At 51.7% G+C, this 16,111-nt stretch carries 16 protein-coding genes and 1 pseudogene; 3 read left to right on the top strand and 14 right to left on the bottom strand.

Features of this window, described 5'->3' with window-relative positions; all coding sequences use genetic code 11:
• From AC1DRN_RS17695 to AC1DRN_RS17670, 6 genes are all read right to left on the bottom strand, one after another.
• Positions 1–622, bottom strand: a 622-nt coding sequence (locus AC1DRN_RS17695) for an amino acid ABC transporter permease (protein ID WP_477786763.1), incomplete at its 3' end; no start/stop codon positions are given.
• Positions 623–713: 91 nt separating this feature from the next.
• Positions 714–1,616: a glutamate/aspartate ABC transporter substrate-binding protein gene (locus tag AC1DRN_RS17690; protein ID WP_223457587.1), complete on the bottom strand. Its 903-nt coding sequence runs from the start codon at positions 1,614–1,616 to the stop codon at positions 714–716.
• A 235-nt stretch (positions 1,617–1,851) separates the two neighbouring features.
• Entirely contained in the window at positions 1,852–3,066 is a 1,215-nt protein-coding gene (locus AC1DRN_RS17685) for a pyridoxal phosphate-dependent aminotransferase (protein WP_223457589.1), read from the bottom strand.
• Positions 3,056–3,706: an RraA family protein gene (locus tag AC1DRN_RS17680; protein ID WP_223457591.1), complete on the bottom strand. Its 651-nt coding sequence runs from the start codon at positions 3,704–3,706 to the stop codon at positions 3,056–3,058. The genes AC1DRN_RS17685 and AC1DRN_RS17680 overlap by 11 nt, the downstream gene beginning before the upstream one ends.
• Positions 3,703–4,368 (bottom strand): RraA family protein, encoded by a 666-nt coding sequence (locus AC1DRN_RS17675; protein WP_223457594.1) that lies wholly within the window; start codon positions 4,366–4,368, stop codon positions 3,703–3,705. Before AC1DRN_RS17675 ends, AC1DRN_RS17680 begins: the two co-directional genes overlap by 4 nt.
• The gene (locus AC1DRN_RS17670; protein ID WP_223457596.1) at positions 4,365–5,033 is read right to left on the bottom strand and encodes an RraA family protein; all 669 of its coding nucleotides are present in this window, start codon (positions 5,031–5,033) and stop codon (positions 4,365–4,367) included. Before AC1DRN_RS17670 ends, AC1DRN_RS17675 begins: the two co-directional genes overlap by 4 nt.
• 106 nt (positions 5,034–5,139) lie before the next feature.
• Here AC1DRN_RS17670 and AC1DRN_RS17665 point away from each other — a divergent pair, with 106 nt between their 5' ends.
• Entirely contained in the window at positions 5,140–6,051 is a 912-nt protein-coding gene (locus tag AC1DRN_RS17665) for a LysR family transcriptional regulator (RefSeq protein WP_223457598.1), read from the top strand.
• A 1,059-nt stretch (positions 6,052–7,110) separates the two neighbouring features.
• On the opposite strand, the gene AC1DRN_RS17660 is transcribed toward AC1DRN_RS17665, so the two are convergent.
• Together AC1DRN_RS17660 and AC1DRN_RS17655 are read right to left on the bottom strand one after the other, a co-directional pair.
• Entirely contained in the window at positions 7,111–7,302 is a 192-nt protein-coding gene (locus AC1DRN_RS17660; RefSeq protein WP_223457600.1) for a hypothetical protein, read from the bottom strand.
• 259 nt (positions 7,303–7,561) lie between these two features.
• The gene (locus tag AC1DRN_RS17655) at positions 7,562–8,071 is read right to left on the bottom strand and encodes a hypothetical protein (protein ID WP_223457602.1); all 510 of its coding nucleotides are present in this window, start codon (positions 8,069–8,071) and stop codon (positions 7,562–7,564) included.
• A 245-nt stretch (positions 8,072–8,316) separates the two neighbouring features.
• Between AC1DRN_RS17655 and AC1DRN_RS17650 the strand changes: the two genes are divergently transcribed.
• The gene (locus AC1DRN_RS17650; RefSeq protein WP_223457603.1) at positions 8,317–8,937 is read left to right on the top strand and encodes a tyrosine-type recombinase/integrase; all 621 of its coding nucleotides are present in this window, start codon (positions 8,317–8,319) and stop codon (positions 8,935–8,937) included.
• Between the two features lie 769 nt (positions 8,938–9,706).
• Here AC1DRN_RS17650 and AC1DRN_RS17645 read toward each other — a convergent pair.
• The 3 genes from AC1DRN_RS17645 to AC1DRN_RS17635 all read right to left on the bottom strand — a co-directional run bounded on the left by AC1DRN_RS17645 (position 9,707) and on the right by AC1DRN_RS17635 (position 12,213).
• On the bottom strand, positions 9,707–10,186 hold the full coding sequence (locus tag AC1DRN_RS17645; RefSeq protein ID WP_223457604.1) for a DUF6882 domain-containing protein: 480 nt from the start codon (positions 10,184–10,186) through the stop codon (positions 9,707–9,709).
• Between the two features lie 512 nt (positions 10,187–10,698).
• On the bottom strand, positions 10,699–11,262 hold the full coding sequence (locus AC1DRN_RS17640) for a TetR/AcrR family transcriptional regulator (protein ID WP_218429190.1): 564 nt from the start codon (positions 11,260–11,262) through the stop codon (positions 10,699–10,701).
• 249 nt (positions 11,263–11,511) lie between these two features.
• On the bottom strand, positions 11,512–12,213 hold the full coding sequence (locus tag AC1DRN_RS17635; RefSeq protein ID WP_076030804.1) for a glutathione S-transferase family protein: 702 nt from the start codon (positions 12,211–12,213) through the stop codon (positions 11,512–11,514).
• A gap of 1,240 nt (positions 12,214–13,453) precedes the next feature.
• Between AC1DRN_RS17635 and AC1DRN_RS17630 the strand changes: the two are divergent.
• Positions 13,454–13,618: pseudogene (locus AC1DRN_RS17630) on the top strand (arginine-ornithine antiporter); the annotation flags it as partial.
• Positions 13,619–13,690: 72 nt separating this feature from the next.
• Here AC1DRN_RS17630 and AC1DRN_RS17625 read toward each other — a convergent pair.
• The 3 genes from AC1DRN_RS17625 to AC1DRN_RS17615 all read right to left on the bottom strand — a co-directional run bounded on the left by AC1DRN_RS17625 (position 13,691) and on the right by AC1DRN_RS17615 (position 16,110).
• Positions 13,691–14,356, bottom strand: coding sequence for a helix-turn-helix transcriptional regulator (locus tag AC1DRN_RS17625; protein ID WP_223457605.1), 666 nt, complete (start codon positions 14,354–14,356; stop codon positions 13,691–13,693).
• Between the two features lie 19 nt (positions 14,357–14,375).
• Positions 14,376–15,008 carry a hypothetical protein gene (locus AC1DRN_RS17620; protein ID WP_095944709.1) on the bottom strand — a complete coding sequence of 211 codons (633 nt, stop codon included), beginning with the start codon at positions 15,006–15,008 and terminating at the stop codon, positions 14,376–14,378.
• A gap of 313 nt (positions 15,009–15,321) precedes the next feature.
• The gene (locus AC1DRN_RS17615) at positions 15,322–16,110 is read right to left on the bottom strand and encodes an alpha/beta hydrolase (protein ID WP_223457606.1); all 789 of its coding nucleotides are present in this window, start codon (positions 16,108–16,110) and stop codon (positions 15,322–15,324) included.
• Position 16,111: the final 1 nt, after the last annotated feature.

Here is a 16,111-nt window from a genome sequence, read left to right as displayed (position 1 = left end):
GATTGGCGGAAAATTCGGCGGTTTGTTTAGTCTGTGCCAACAACTCCATGAGCCCGATCAACGAAGCCACGGACGAATTCTTGAAGATATTTAAGAACTCGCTGGTGAGCGGCGGGATGATGATTCGAAAAGCTTGGGGTAGCAGCACATATCGGTAAATTCGGGGTAAGCGAAAACCCATAGCGCGAGCAGCTCCCAGCTGTCCATTTGGTAAAGCCTGGATACCCGTACGTACTTGTTCGCAGACACGAGCTGCCGTAAACAAACCAAGACAGAGCACCACACAAATATAAGCGGAGGTCGTCGGATTGAGGTCCTGTTTAATCCAATTGCCAATCCCCTCAGGTAAAACATCGGGAACCAAGAAGTACCAGATGAAAAGCTGTACCAGTAAAGGGACATTGCGGAAAATCTCCACATAAATAGTCGCAAAACCAGACAACCAACGATTGGGCAACGTGCGCATTACACCGAGAAGCGCCCCTAACAGCAAAGCTATACACCACGCCATTAACGCAATACTGATGGTCCAGCCGAAGCCAGAAATAAACCAGTCCAGGTAAATTTCATTGCCGATACTGGTGGACTTAAAGAAAATCCCCCAGTCCCAATTGTAATTCATTCGAACTCCTCCTCAGAGGCCTGCTCACAAATTGAGTGTCTAACCGACTAGACGAGCCCAGTTAGACACTGCATGTTTTCTGTAGCATTTGTTAGGGCGCGGGCTTGTCGTTAGGGTTAGCAATGAGCTCTTTGAGTTTTGCACTCATTGGGAAATTTAAACTCAAACCTTTTGGGGGGATCGGCTGTTCGAACCACTTAGAATAAATTTGGCCAATTTCACCTGAAGCAAATGTCGCAATAATCGCGTCATCGACCACTTTTTTGAACGATGGATCATCCTTGCGGAGCATGCAGCCATAGATTTCACGAGACTGATCGGCGCCTGTGATAGCCCATTCATCTGGCTTCTTAGACTTGGCCATCTCACCCGCCAACATAGCGTCGTCCATCATGAAGGCAACGGCACGACCCGTTTCCAACATTTGGAAAGATTCCCCATGGTCTTTGGCTGCGATTACGTTCATACCCATTTGCTTGTCCGAATTCATGGACTTTAGCAATCGCTCTGACGTCGTGCCGGCAGTTGTCACAACATTCTTGCCTTTAAGATCAGAGAATTCTTTATACGGTGAGGCTTTTTTTGTTAAAAACCGTGTATTGCTTTCAAATATGCCAATTGAGAAAGCAACTTGCTGCTGTCGCTCAATATTATTGGTCGTCGCACCACATTCCAGATCTATCGTGCCGTTCTGAACTAGCGGTATACGGGTTTGTGAGGTAACCAAATTATACTTTACGGTCAGGCTCGGGATGTTGAGTTGCTTTTCGATGGCTTCAATTATTTTCCTCTGGATATCCTGAGAATAGCCAATAGGCTTTCCGGAGGAGTCCCCATAGTACGAAAATGGGATGGCAGCATCACGAAAGCCAACGCTGATCGCGCCAGAATCTTTTATTTTCTTCAGCGTGCCCGTCAACTCATTGGCATTAGCTGCGGGGATACACAGCAAGACCAACAAGGCTGTACTGAGAAATGTAGGAAAAGTACGCATGTTTTATCCTCAAATTATCTATGGGGTCATCTTGTGACCACTACCTTACGAGTACGGTAAAAACACCATAATACTTCGCTAGCTTTTTGTTCTCTGTAACTTGGGGCAGATTTCAAGACATCAATGCAGCGTTATTATTTTTGACTATCTCCTCGCTAATATGTAGTCGCGATTATTTGTAGGTGTCACGGCATTTCTGCTTTCGCTTGCTTCGCTCTATTAGCTTTGCAAAGTCTTATCTAAGCGATGTACAAAATTTTCTGATCGATTCGCAGGCTCGTAGCAAAGAATCATCATCTAGCGCGTAAGCAATTCGAATATAGGGAGCAAGACCAAATGCGCTACCAGGTACAACGGCCACTTGAGCCTCATCGAGCAGAGCGATAGCCACATCTTCGTCTGTTTCGAGCAGCTTTCCGGCTGGCGTTCGGCGTCCCAACAGACCGGAACAAGAAGCAAATGCATAAAACGCCCCGGAAGGATTCATACACTCCAGACCCGGTGTGTCGTTCAGATGCGCAACGACCAGATTCCGACGCTTCTCGAAGGCCGCGCAAGATTGGGAAATGAAGTCTTGTGGCCCCGTCAACGCCGCGATAGCCGCTTGCTGCGAAATGGCACATGCGCCGGAAGTTTGTTGTCCTTGTAGCTTTTCCATTGCCGCCAGCAGCCAGCGTGGACCGGTGGCAAAACCAATGCGCCAACCGGTCATGGCATAGGCCTTGGATACGCCGTTCATGGTCAGAATGCGCGAAGCGAGTTTCGGCTCGACCTGCGCCAAGGTATGGAAAACTTGGCCATCAAACAGCAGATGCTCGTAGATGTCATCGGCAAGTACCAGCACATGATGATGGTCCATCAACACATCCGCCAACCCTCTTAACTCCTCCTGACTGTAAACGGCGCCGGTCGGATTGGAAGGCGAATTAAGGATCAACCACCGGGTGTTGTCAGTGATTGCCGCGGCCAACGCCGGCGGTGACAACTTGAAGTTATTGTCAGCGGTGCATGCAAGGATCTTAGAGGTACCGCTACACAGTTCGACCATTTCCGGGTAGCTAACCCAGTAAGGCGCAGGAATGATGACCTCATCCCCTTCATTTAGCGTCGCCGCCAGGGCGTTATAGATAACCTGCTTGCCACCACTGCAGACGATGGTGTCTTGCCAATTGATATCTAAGCCATTTTCATTTCGAAACTTGGCTGCGACCGCTTCGCGGAGCGAGCGAACACCCGCGACCTGCGTATATCGCGTATGGCCTTGCCTGATGGCTTCGATACCCGCCTGGCATACATGTTCTGGGGTATCAAAATCTGGTTCACCCGCACACAAGGAGATGATGTTCGCTCCTTCGGCTCGACGCGCAGCAACCCGATCCATGATGCGATAAGTGGCTGACGGTTGCGCTTGGACAAGGCGAATATTGAGCCGTTGGACATTACGACCCATGGCCATTTCTCCAACTTGTCAGATTCATCAATTCCAGAGTCGAGCGACCTTGGCTTAGGGCGATCATCATTTCAGCTTCTTTTGCAGCTCGCCTTTCAGCTTCGGCAATCGTCTGCGCGACTGAGCCCTGCGGAATGATGAGGACACCATCGTCATCGGCAACGACAAGATCGCCGACCGCCACCTGAGCACCATTGAATTGAAAAGGTTGGCCAACCGATGGAGAGCTGGCCTTCACGGTTCCTTTCATGGAAATTCCGCGAGCAAACACCGGGAATTTTCTAGCGACAAGGGCAGCAATGTCTCGAACCCCACCATCAATCACCAGCCCTACGACTCCAGCGGCTTCGGCAGCCACCGTCAACACCTCGCCCCAATAACCTGCCAGATGATTGCCGGTCGCCACGACCAGAACGCTGCCGCGTGGCACTCGCTCCATCGCAATATGAATGGATAGATTGTCACCTGGTGAACACTCCAACGGGTAAGCAGGCGCCGCAATAAAGGATCCTTCCCAAATCGGGCGAATGGAAGGGTCTACCGCACACGGCAACTTCGAAGCTTCGTAAAGAGTCGAAGAGCCAAGCACCTTGATACGTGCCTGTAGTTCAGGGCTCATACCATCATTAATCAGGCTCATTGTTCTTTCCTCTGTAGCGTGTGATAGCCAAGGGATGCCCGAGCTTGCTTAAGCGTTTTGCCCTGATTGATCAGCGAGCGTATTTGGCCTTCTACTTCTTCGATCTGCCGGGCACGTTCAGCCACCTCTGCCGCACGAGCGCGTGGCACTACAATGACGCCATTGGCATCGGCGACCACAATGTCCCTAGCGCATACGCGAGTACCGCTGACCGACACGGGCTCATTCACGGAAAGCACTTCAACCCGATCTTTACCGGTCCGCATGTAGCGACCCTTGGTGAACATGGGATAACCGTCGCCAAGCGCTTTGCTCACATCACGACAGACGCCATCAATCACCGTACCTGCGATGCCTCGCACCCCAGCGTATTGGGTCATGATGTCGCCCCAAACGGTGCAATCAGTGCGCCCTTCATTTGAGATCACCACCACATCACCAGGGCTAACATCTTCAATGAAGTCACCGACTGTACCGGCAGGCATGCTTGCAGGAACGTATTGAACAGTGAATGCAGGGCCGACAATCACAGTGCGGTAATTATCCAAGGGCATGACACCAAGGCATTGGCCCGGGATACCTAGCTTATCCATGGCATCGGAAACGCCTGGCGTATCCAGCCCTTCAAAAAGAACCACAAGTTTTTGATCTTCGTTATTCATTGACCGGACTCCACGCGGATGGCTTCGAATTGGGTGTCGTGCATCACATCAGCTACCGAACGTCCGCTACGGACCGCGGCCACCATTCCTTCCTCGCGTTGAGCGATACGCTCACCGAGATTCAAGACCTTTTCAATATGTGCCACCGGTATGAACACCGTTCCGCATTTGTCAGCAATGACGTAGTCATCTTCTGATACGTTGATCCCGGCGACACTGATGGTCACACCAGAATCAATCTGCACAAGTCGATTACGTGCGCTAACCATGGTCACGCCGCGCCCATAAACCGGATAGCCGATAGATTCGCTTCCATCGATATCCCGGCTAAATCCGTCAATCACCGTCCCGCGAATTTTCTTGGCTACCGCGGCGTTGGCGATGATGTCTCCCCAGCAGGAAACACCATCAATGCCACCGGCGATCACCAACACTCGATCGTCATGTCTAATTGCATCGATGACGGGAGAAATCATATGCACGGCGGGGGCACTTTCAGTTTTGGGCCCAACCTTCACAGTGCTTGCTCTGCCGACAATTTTTGGGCAGTTCCATAGCGGCCTTATTCCGACAGCTGCGCCCGGAAGCTGCAGAAAATCCAGCGCATCGGAGACGGTATTGGTATCGAGCTCAGCCAGGCGCTGGAGCAGAATTGTTGCGGTCATGGGGTGGGCCCCTGTTGTGATTGAGGCTCCAGTTTCACAGAGGATTTACAATAGGTATATTCGTATTAACGGAACAAAAACATACGCCAAACCTATGGTAAAAATCATGATCAATTTCCGCCTCGTCCGGCACCTGTATTTGTTTCTGATCGTTGCCGAAGAGCAGAATTTCGGCAGAGCCGCTAAGCGCTTGGGCATGAGCCAGCCGCCTCTCACCGAGCAAATCCAAACCTTAGAGCAACTCCTGAAGGTCAAGCTTTTTGACCGTTCACGCAAAGGTTCTCAACTGACACCTGTAGGCAAAGCGATCTTGCCAGCGGTGCGAAAATTCGTTGAGCAGATGGAGCGTCTGGAATTTGCTGTCTACGAGGCTGTAGCTGGTCATTCAGGCGTATTAACTATTGGCGCGATCACAACCGCGATGATGGATGTCCTCCCTCCCTTGATAGAACAACTGAAACACACACATCCACAACTCACTGTTTCGGTACGTGAGATTGACAGCGTAGAAGCTGTTCCAGCATTGGAGTCAGGTGATGTTGATTTAGCCTTTGCCAGGCTTGAGGGCGAACTTGGCAATACCATTTGCTCCATGCCATTGACAGAAGATCGGATGGCCATCGCCGTACCAGTTGATCATCCACTCGCCAGCCAAACGCGCGTAAGTCTTGCCAAACTGGCGAATGAACCTTTTGTACTCTTTGCTAGAAAGGTTAGTCCTGTTTATTTTGATAGCTTGATATCCGCTTGCCGCGAAAGCGGATTCTCACCACGCGTTATCCATGAAGTGGGTTCAGTAGTTTCACAAATTGCATTTGTCAGTTGCGGGCAAGGAGTCGCGCTGGTACCGATGTCACTGGAAAAGCTTGCACCACCCAATGTCGTACTAAAACAGTTAAGCCCAAAGCTCAGCGTGGTGACCACTGCCGTGGCCTGGAATCCCGCACGAGCCAATCCCTTGGTAGAGCATTTGGTAAACGAACTCAGATCTAAGAGGGATCAAATTTCAGCTCGATAGGTGCCATTGGCAATCGAAAATCCCCTCTTCATTCAGCAAGAAAAAGCAACATTGCGCAGTACACAGATCAGCCCGACTGGCCGCCAAACCTGCAAGGATGCTGAGGAAAATCTGGTAACGGATTTGCTAGGTTCAGGCGCTGTGAAGGTCGAATAGTAACTGGGAGACAATTAGGGAGGTTGGATCGAATTCTTTGTAAGTCTTTTAAGTTCAAACGGCCACTAATGGCGGTTTTGACTATCGCGACCGGCAGCAATGGGTCGTTTTTAGCCGGTCGCAACAGGCAAAAACCGGCCAACAGCGGTCGGTGGATAGACGAGTCTCAAATAGGTAGCTTCGACCCTCTGCGCAGAATCTTTAGCGCAGATGAGCTTGACATCATCCCAGTTGCGTTTCTCTCTGGGCTATGTTGCATTTACTGCGACTCCTTCCAGGCTAGACAATGGCTTCCAGGACGACAAAAAACGTTATCGGGCATTACCGTCGCGTTTGAACGCGACAGCGATGTCGCCTAATAGGAATTAGGAGTTGCACGTGTATTACCCAATTACACCATATATCCTAGCACTCACAGCGCTGATAATAGCGGCCTTATCAATCTCGTCACTTCATGCATTCAGATTTGCCAAAACACTAAAGAGCAACCAGACGCCATTCTACATAGCCTTTGCAATCTTGGTTTCTGTTTTAGCCTTTACCACCCTAGAACTAATTTTTCATCTAACAATTCATAAGCATCCAATCAGTGTAGCTATTTTCGCTTCACTTGCTTTCTACCTAGCAACAGCGTCTTTTCTTCTAGCGAAATTAAAACTAAAACTAATTACACGCATTATCCACACAATATGCGGCGGCGCAATATTTTACGTTTCATGCCTTCCAATAATTTTATTGCTAGGTTGCGCTACGGGCCCAGTATGCATATAAACACATCATTACTAGCCACACCAAAAAGAACCGAGTGAAGAAATTTCTAACAATCGATTCAAAATACTCTCCTTGCTCACTTAACTCGCAAAAAGTTACATTTTTGCTCGGCCACCACCTTAATCGCCAGTATTAGAGCCTAGCGAAAAACAACCAGGCAAATAAAATAATCTCTATTACAACCATAACAGCCAGCGCCCTATTAAAAAGCACTAATGCTTCACCTACATGTTTTCCTGCAGCCTTTCTGTAATCGACAAATGAGTGGGTCGCGAATGCCAGCGCGGGTATGAAACCTAACAAGAACACCGCGAAATCAGCCATTAGCTACACTCCTCTATTCTTTCTTTAAGGAGGCTCATATCAACTTGCAAGGTGCTTGCCGCGAGTTGAAAGCCCCATAACGCTCAGCGCCAAGTTATCGCGAAAGCCCCCTATCCTCGGGCTTTTAAACCCATTATTAGCTTAATCGTTAGATACCCTATGCCAAAATAAACCCTAGTTAATAACTGGCGCCGAACCCTCTGGAGTACTTAGGTAAGACAAGACACTGGAAATAGCATCTACTGTTTTCTGATCCACTTTAACTCTTCCTTGCCCTCTTTAAAAAGCAAGCAGAAACGCTAAGCACAAAAAAACCAACGACACCGTATATCCAAAAACTAATTCTATTACCGGTAGCCTGCCTCTCTTCCGACATCGCCCTACTGATAATTTCTTTCCCCTCCACCACCAAAACGACCAATTTTTTCTGCTCTATTGCAGGAAAAACTTTCTGATCATACCAAAAAACACTCGCATGCCTGCCCAACAACTCAGAACTTTTTTGCTTCGTGATGCAATCCGAAAACCCTCTCAATCTCGAAGCACAGGTGAACAAATACACATCCTCGCCATCGGTAATTTTCGTCATGAGCTTACCGCTAACCCATTCCTCCGAAAGCACACCTGACGACTCATTCAATGTATTTGGAATCTGTGATGACAGCTGATACCACAACATAATAATCACAAACCCGAAATAACCAACAGCACTAGTTATCGCATAATTTTTATAGGAATCTCTAGAACGATTTGATGCATTAGTACCCATTCTTTTCTCCGCCACCAAAATAAGAATGTTTCGACTTTCAGCGTAACTGGCTGTCCGGCATGTACAAATCTGATGTCTTTTTTTCCAGCATAGCTTCAATTTCAATCGGTGATCCTTGGGCACGATCGCCATCAACGGTTAAGCCCCTGTCACTACGCCCCCGACTGCCCGACTTGGGTCGGATTGCGCCCCTCACTCACTGTGACTGATCCACCCTTATCCTCCCTCAACGTGGAGGATCAGCCATGAACACTAATGCCGCACACAGCCATCAGCCTTGGAACAAGGGAAAGATTGTCGGGCAGAAAGCACCACTTCGAGTCAGAGATATCTGGGCCATTCGGGTCAGACTCCAGCTCGCGGAGAAGACACGGGATTTGGCACTCTTCAACTTGGCTATCGACAGCAAACTGCGTGCGTGTGACTTAACCAAGCTGCGAGTGCGAGATATAGCCCATGGAGAACATGTGTCGTCACGGGCCATCGTGATGCAGCAGAAAACCCAGCATCCAGTGCAATTTGAAATCACTGAGCAAACCAGAACGGTTCTAGAGGCTTGGATGCATCGGGCCCACCTTAGAAGTGAGGACTTCTTGTTTCCAACCCGGCTGCACGACTCAGAACACCTATCGACCAGACAATACGCTCGAATAGTGAAAGCTTGGGTGACCGCCATTGGACTTGACCCAACCATGTACGGTACTCACACGCTAAGGAGAACCAAGGCATCGTTGATCTATCGCAGAACGAAAAACCTGAGAGCTGTCCAACTCCTGCTTGGTCATACGAAGCTTGAAAGCACCGTCAGATACCTGGGAATCGAGGTCGATGATGCCCTGGAAATGGCGGAACAGACTGAAGTCTGAGCATCCATAGTGACGGTCGATGCTAGACCGTCGCTATTCGACCCAAAGTACTCCTTCCCTATGGTGGCGCTTTCAGCACGGTTGGGCGTCTAGGGGGAGGGCTGTAACGTTCTACCTCTCGAATGTACTCGCGCGCTTCGCGAAAATAGTAGCGCATCAAATGAGTTCGCAGGTTCTGTCGTAGACGCCAAGTACTGTATGCACTAGCGCAAAGAAAGACAAAAAAATATATCCATTCATTAGTGCCAGATAAAAATATAGCCAGACAAGTAAGCAGTATGAAAATTAATTGATCAGATGTATTGAGCCATCCGCTGTCTATTCCCCGCTTTCTCAGGGTACGAAGCAACCACCTATACATGGCGAAAAAAAGTGCACTCAAGGAAAAGAATACGAGCCCTATAATCCAGCTTCCTGGTATGGGCGAAAAAAAGAAACTGACCCCAAAGCCCGCAAGGATAATGCTTGTGGCGAATGCACCAAGAAGAGCATCCCACTGTTGATCAGCGTAGCGATACAGCCGTCGTTTGATCTCGGCCCGGTGTATCTCGTGATAGCGAGGGTTCATAGGCCTAACCTAGGCTAGCTAGCCAGAAAACAAAAACGTGCCTTTGTTTGCCAAGTGTATGGTAGGTAGTGCTTTTGTCCAGGTTGTGCTCCCTACACGGAAGAGAATGAGGGATTGTCGCTTCTGGCCGGTCTCAGCCGGTGGCGATCGGCTTAAGTCGACCCATAGCAGTCCCTGGCGATTGGTGGCTAACCAAACACTTCAGTCGCCAAGAACCTTTATAGACGTGATTGCCAGATAGTAGTTGGGGCCCTCGGATGAAGCTGGTGCCAGGTAGCACCCTTCGGCCTTTAAGTAATGAACCGCCAAGGCTGCCAACTCCCATGCCATCGTTTCGTCTTGAATTGAAAATGCCTGTTCGTTCCCAAATAGATCAATCCCCGTAATGGCTTGGAGTTGCTTCAGTGGGAGCGCTGCTTGGCGTAATGCAGGTTCAATCGAGGGATTGCTCCATGCCCATTTCCAACTACACGTTTTGATCGAAAAGCTTCCTATCCTCACGACCTCTGCCTCGACTACCAGCCTGTCACTGTTATTGAAGAATTGGAGTGTGCCAGTGCTTTGCTCAAACCCCCAGCGCGCCCACTCTCCTAGCGCATAAATCCGGGTTAGCTCCGCTTGTTTCAGTGACAGTTCATCCGTCACCATCATCAGAAGTGTTTCAAATTCATCGTCTGTCATAGATTCCCTCAGGTGAATTTTTCCGAGTGTGAACCAGATTTCATCACATACTGAATCGCCTCTGGTAGAGGACATCCGTTGGCGTCCGCTATTGGCCGATTCTGTTGAAAAAGTCGACCATGGTTTGCGCAGCAGAAAAGTATGCGTCCGAGATTGAAATCTTTACTTTCGACAGAGGCTTGCGGACTCGGATTTCACGTAGCAGTGTGCAAAAAAGGCGTTTTAACCAGTCGATGACCGGGCTGTTTGGGCGAACCGACTTTTTCAACAGAATCGGCCGATTTCTGCCTGTCGCTACCGACAGCAACGAGCAGCTCTCAGTCGATCATGGTTACTAAGCGTGCTTGGCAGATCGAATGCAAACGCCTGGTCAAGTGCAGTTCAATCGAGCGGTCAGTACCGATGTAATCAGGTGGTCAGGTGGAGTGCAATTTCGCAACAGCTACGCCGCTTCGCATTGGACGCGCATGCGCCGAAGCCGCCCGTTCGCCGAACCGAGTCGCAGTCAGTTGCTAAGTCGGCAGAGGTCCGAACGCGCGGTATGAATCGACCAGGGCATCGAAAAGCGAGATATCCGAGCGACTTCTAGCAAAGAGCTGGGCACCGACAATAGCTGCGAAAATTGCACGTGCTCTAGATTCACTCTCACTTGATTCGCACAACTTCGCAGCCAATAGAAGCTTGCTTAACCATGCAATGTTGACATCAGCAAAGGTCTGAATTTCTTGCGTCATTTCAATGGGTAAAGTATCGGTTTCAGCGCCCATGAAACTGCCCAGGCAGAGACGATTGTCGGCCTCAAGTGATCGGCGGAAAATTTCAGGAAAGCGACGCAGAGCGTCAATCGGAGACGCACTTTCTGATTCGATCATTTCGAGCGCGAGCGCACCGTCCTCCCAATATCGTTTGGCAACGGCAATACCCAGATCGGCTTTGCTTGGAAAATGGTAGTAAATGCTCGCCGCTTTGATACCTACATCTTGCGCAAGGTCGCGGAAATTCAAACCATTGTAGCCCTGCGATTGGGCAATTTTCTTGGCCGCCAACAGGATGGCTTCCTTGGAGTTGACGCTCATCTTGGTGCCTTTCGTCTTGGGACGATCTCTTAAATAGGGAAAGCTAATTTACAGCAAAGGCCTACCGTGTGACAGGTAGATTGTCAGTGAGAGCAGTGAGTTCAATGCGACTTGGGTGCTCAGGCAGAAGTCGTTCCATCATGGTTTAGCAAGCGGCACCGCCAGCCGACACTAGCGAGATCACTACGGTCACCGAGAAAGCTAGGGGTGTGGCGATCTCGGCGTACCGGAGTTTCCATTGAGAAGCTGTTACTGGGCTGGCGAATCCAGCTCAGGAATGCCGCTGTTGTGATCAGCGTAGGCAGCCTGGAAGCTTGGACGTTTTGTCCAGCGCTGCCAGTACGCATCTAGGAACTCAAAACGCTCGTCCAGTGGAGTGGCATTGACCGGGAATTTCGAGAAGGCGATCGCGGTTGCCAGGGTAATGTCCGAGAAGGTCGGGGCATCTCCGCCGAGCAGCCATTCGCGGCCGTCTGACAGATGACGATTGACCAGTGCAGCGTGAGCCAAAGCTTCCTTCCGGCAGTGTTCGCCCCAAGCCTCATTCTTGGTCAGTTCTAGCTTGAAGCCGAGTCCGGTGTGCAACACGTGGAACGCTGTAACGATGCGGTACAGGATGTGCACCCACACCCGGTTATCCCACATGTTATCCAGACCCTGTTCCAGTGCGGTCTCTCCCATGATCTTGCGACCAGGATACTCTTGGTCAAGATAACGAACGATGGCAGCCGTTTCGGAAATGTAGCTACCGTCAGCCAGTTGGAGGGTGGGAGTTTCGCCCCACGGGTTCATATTCAAATGACGCCAGCCACGCTGTTCGCCTACAGGGGACATGTCATAGATGGTCTCGGCAAATTGGTCAGCGATGCCTTTTTCGTGCATGAACAGACGCAGACGCTGTGGGTTCGGAAAGGCCGAAGGCGAAGTGAAAAGCTGAAGTTTAGTAGTCATGGTCGATCCTACAGGTTGGTGGTTGAGCCACCTAACAAACGTTAGGTAGACAAACCTTAGCGAACGATTCGATGCACGTCAACACCTATCTAACGATCGTTAGGTAAATTTTTTTATGGGGGGGTCTGGCTGCATTGGTTCGATTGAGGTGAATCGCTCGCTTCAGCGGGAAAGGGCGCGCAACCTAACATCGGTCGCGAGGCTCACTCGCTTTATCCCAGCTGCGTAAGTGCATGGACTTGACCACCCACCGCAATCGTCAACAAGGGCACCTTGCTCACGCCGTCGCCCTAAGATGAATTCGTCAAGACGTGTCTACCGGACGGTTATCTATTTGAGTCATTTTCGATGATTATTCGACAGTCAGCTATTGGCCGATTTCTGCCCGTTGGCAAGGGTTGTAATCGATCAAGCGCAGCTTCTGCAATGGTTGCTTCAGTCAAATTAAATGTCGGTGAAGGGTAGGGCCATTACGGGCCGATTCAGCTTTTAATGACCCTGGTTCAAAATCTAATGAATCTCTCTGGAGGTCAGACGTGGTCGTTGGAAGGCAGCGATGCGCTGAAAGGGGTGATCTTCCATCAGCAAGATGCCTGGGTCGTTTTGGAGAGAGGGTTCCTGCCTCTCATTCATCTCCAGCCTACTTACTGCTCGCGTTGATTCCATTCTTAATGAAAAGAGTTCCAATCGAAGTGAAAACTCATGGCCGGTTCGCGTGCCGGGTAGGGACCATGCCGGCCCTTGCCAAGGGACGCTGCGCATTTGAATCAGTAATATGTCAGTTCTGGTCAATTAGTTCCGGCTAATTTGGGTTCAGTCGCTTGCCGTCTGATCAGAAGCCACTCGTGGAGAGAAGGCGCTTCAGGCAAGAGGTACTGAGGCTTGGAGTGGGGGAGCGCAGTCTGATGAGTTCACCGGATCGACTAAGCCAATCTGGCTGGTTGAGGCCTATGGTATGACATTGAAGTTTTCCGATCACATTTCCGCCGAGCAGTGCGCGGCGAAACTGGAAGAACGCGTAAATACGCCTCATGTTCTTCCACCAGAGATTCAGAAGTACTGAACCGCAGAGCATTTTCGAGTTCTGCGACGCTCTTAGTACTGATTACCATTTGATTGCTGTTCCCAGGTGCTTTCCGTTCCGTTGCACATACCACTTGAAAGGTCATGCAGTGCAAAAGCGACTTTACGGGGTGGTCTGTTTTCTACCTTAGCGATACCCATTCGGTAAGGTGATCTAATGGTCGATTCTGTAGGCAAGTTGGATAAAGATTTCGAGCCCGACAAACAAACCCTAGTCACGGCCTCCAGAGACAAACTCAAGGTTGGGTAACTGATCGCTTTGGTGATTGGTTCGATGGTCGGCGGTGGCATTTTCTCACTGCCACAGAACGTCGCCCCAAGCGATGCTCGACTCTGAAGAAGCCTGCCAGCGGGACAACGCCGGAAACTGGCAGCAACGGCTGTCACGCAAACGCTAGGCTGGCTGATCGGTATCGGCTGGAGCAGCGTCAGTCGCGAGGTCCGGGGTTTCACTCGGTCGCAACCTGAAGCGACAGACATGCCCGCCACGCACCATGCACTCGCTGTGCTCGACTTCGCCGCCGCCCAACGCGCCGATCAAGGCCAGGTCGAGTTCGCAGACCACCGGGTGCTCGGCGGCCAGGCGATGGAACACGCAGTTATGCGCGACGATTTCCGGCGTGTCGCCTGAGCGAAAAAACACCTCGGCCTCGTAGCCCGCCTGGTTCATGTGCTGCACGATCCTGGCTTCATCCACGACCTGCTGTTCACGATCAGAAGCCAGTTTGCGGCCCATGCTGCGCATCAGCGAGGCCAGGGCTTCGGGGCCGATGATGCCCGCCACCTCATCGATCAATACGCTGGCCAGTAGCTGATAGTGGCGAGGGAACTGCTCCCGCGCGTGGTCGGTGAGCCGATACAGCTGCTCGGGGCGACGACCCGTCGGCCGGGTGTCGCCGCGCAGCACCAGAGCGTCACGCTCCAGCGCCGCCAGGTGTTGGCGGATCGCCGTGCGCGTGACGGCCAGGTGTTCGGCCAACTCGTCAATGCTCATGCCGCCCCCATGGTGCAGCAGTGCATTGAGCAGGTCCTGCTGTGTTCGGCCCAGTCCTTCCAGCATGGTGTGCCCTCGCGCGATATCAGAACTTGTCCGGGAATTGCTTGACCAGCGCGCCGGTCAACGCGTCGGCCAGGGCCAGGATGTGTGTACGCATCATTGCCCAGGTGCGGGCTTCGCCAGCGTAATCGTGCGCGGCAAACTCGTCGATCTGGGCGATGTGGTGACCGCCATGGGCTGACAACATATTGACCAGTGTGGCTTCAGGCAGATTGGGGTTGGCGGTGGCCAGAAACGCCGCAATCGCCTTGGCATTGCTGGTCAACTCGGTGACGGCAGCCTGCTTGCCCTTGGCGTCTTTCGCGACGGTGGCATCGCTGTAGTGTTTCACCGCGCCCCAATGACCGGCCAGCAGTTTGAGCAGTTGATCAGCCGCCGGCTGGCCATAGAGCGGGGCAATGCTGTTGGCGATTTTGGTGGCGTTGTCGACCACCAGGTCGGCCGCGACCTTGGCTTGTTTCTGATCGCCGGACTGGTTGGCCAGCGCATAGTCGCGGATCCAGAAAATATGCTCGACCCATAGATCCCGCAGCGCTAGGCGCGTGGTCAGTGCAGGCGAGTCGGCATCCGTGGACGCGGGCGATGGAGCTGCGTGGCTCCAGGCTGGAAGGGCAAGCAAGGCGAGGAGCAGGTAGATTGCGATTTTATTGTTCATCATGGCACCTCCGTGAATCGGACAAATAAAAACAAAGCATCAAATCGCTTAACTGAGCTGATCAGCGATGAGGCAGCGCACACCGAGCTATGAACGACAAGTTCGTCGCTCGAATGAAACTGGTCTGGCGTAATTCAGCTTTTAATGAACCGAATTCAATTTCTAATGAATCTCAACGTTCATGACGGTACCCTCTGAGAGTGGGAACGTTCGACAATGTCAATATAGACATAAAAATATGTTTTTATTGGGCGTTGGTGAATTCTCGGATGAACGGCCACAGCCCCCCTCGTCACAAAGACTGGTGTTGCCGTTACAACCCACCCCCCAGCACCTTGAGGTACTCAGGGCTTTCGCTGATCGAGTTATGCCCCGTCCCCGGTATCACCTGCAGTGACGCCACGCCTTTGGCGAAGTGTGTATACAAACGTTCGGTGCTCTGGCGCGCAATCACCTCGTCATGCTCTGCCGCAATCAGCCGAGTAGGCGCCGTGATGCGGGCGGCGTACTGCCAGGACGGGTATTTGTCCTTCAACAACCAGCGCACCGGAAACCAGCGGAACTGACGGGCGGCGAGCTCTTCGAGGCTGTCGTAGGGTGTGATCAGCACCAGTCGCGCGGCCGGGCGTTCGCTGGCAAGGCGCACGGCAACCCCGGAACCCAGGCTGCGTCCGACCACCGCCACATGCGGATGGGTGGCATACACCAGGTCGAACAACTTCATGGCATCGCGGGCAATGGCTTCTTCGCAAGGCGAGCCGGAACTGCCGCCGTAGCCGCGGTAATGCAGCAGATACAGCGCGTAGTCAGGGAACGCTTGGGTGAACCCGGGCAGGTTGCGCGAGACGTCTTCGGCATTGCCGCCGAAATAAATCAGCGCGTTGGGACCCTCGTGAGGTCGGGTGGAGACCAGCACCTGCGCGTCGGCGGCCGGCAGGGTGAGCAGTGTCTCGGCGCCGCCGACGGTACGCGGTTGCGGGTAATAAATCAGTGCCCGCTGGAACACGAACAGCGCCACGCACAGCGCCAGGTACAACGCAGCGACGATGACGACGAGTAACACCAGGGTGCGTGACATTCGACTAACGTTAGTGGGCGGCATT

The sequence above is a fragment of the Pseudomonas sp. P5_B3 genome, from assembly GCF_056400405.1.
Note: the sequence above shows the minus strand (reverse complement) of the source record. Positions and strands in the feature narration are given on the sequence as shown.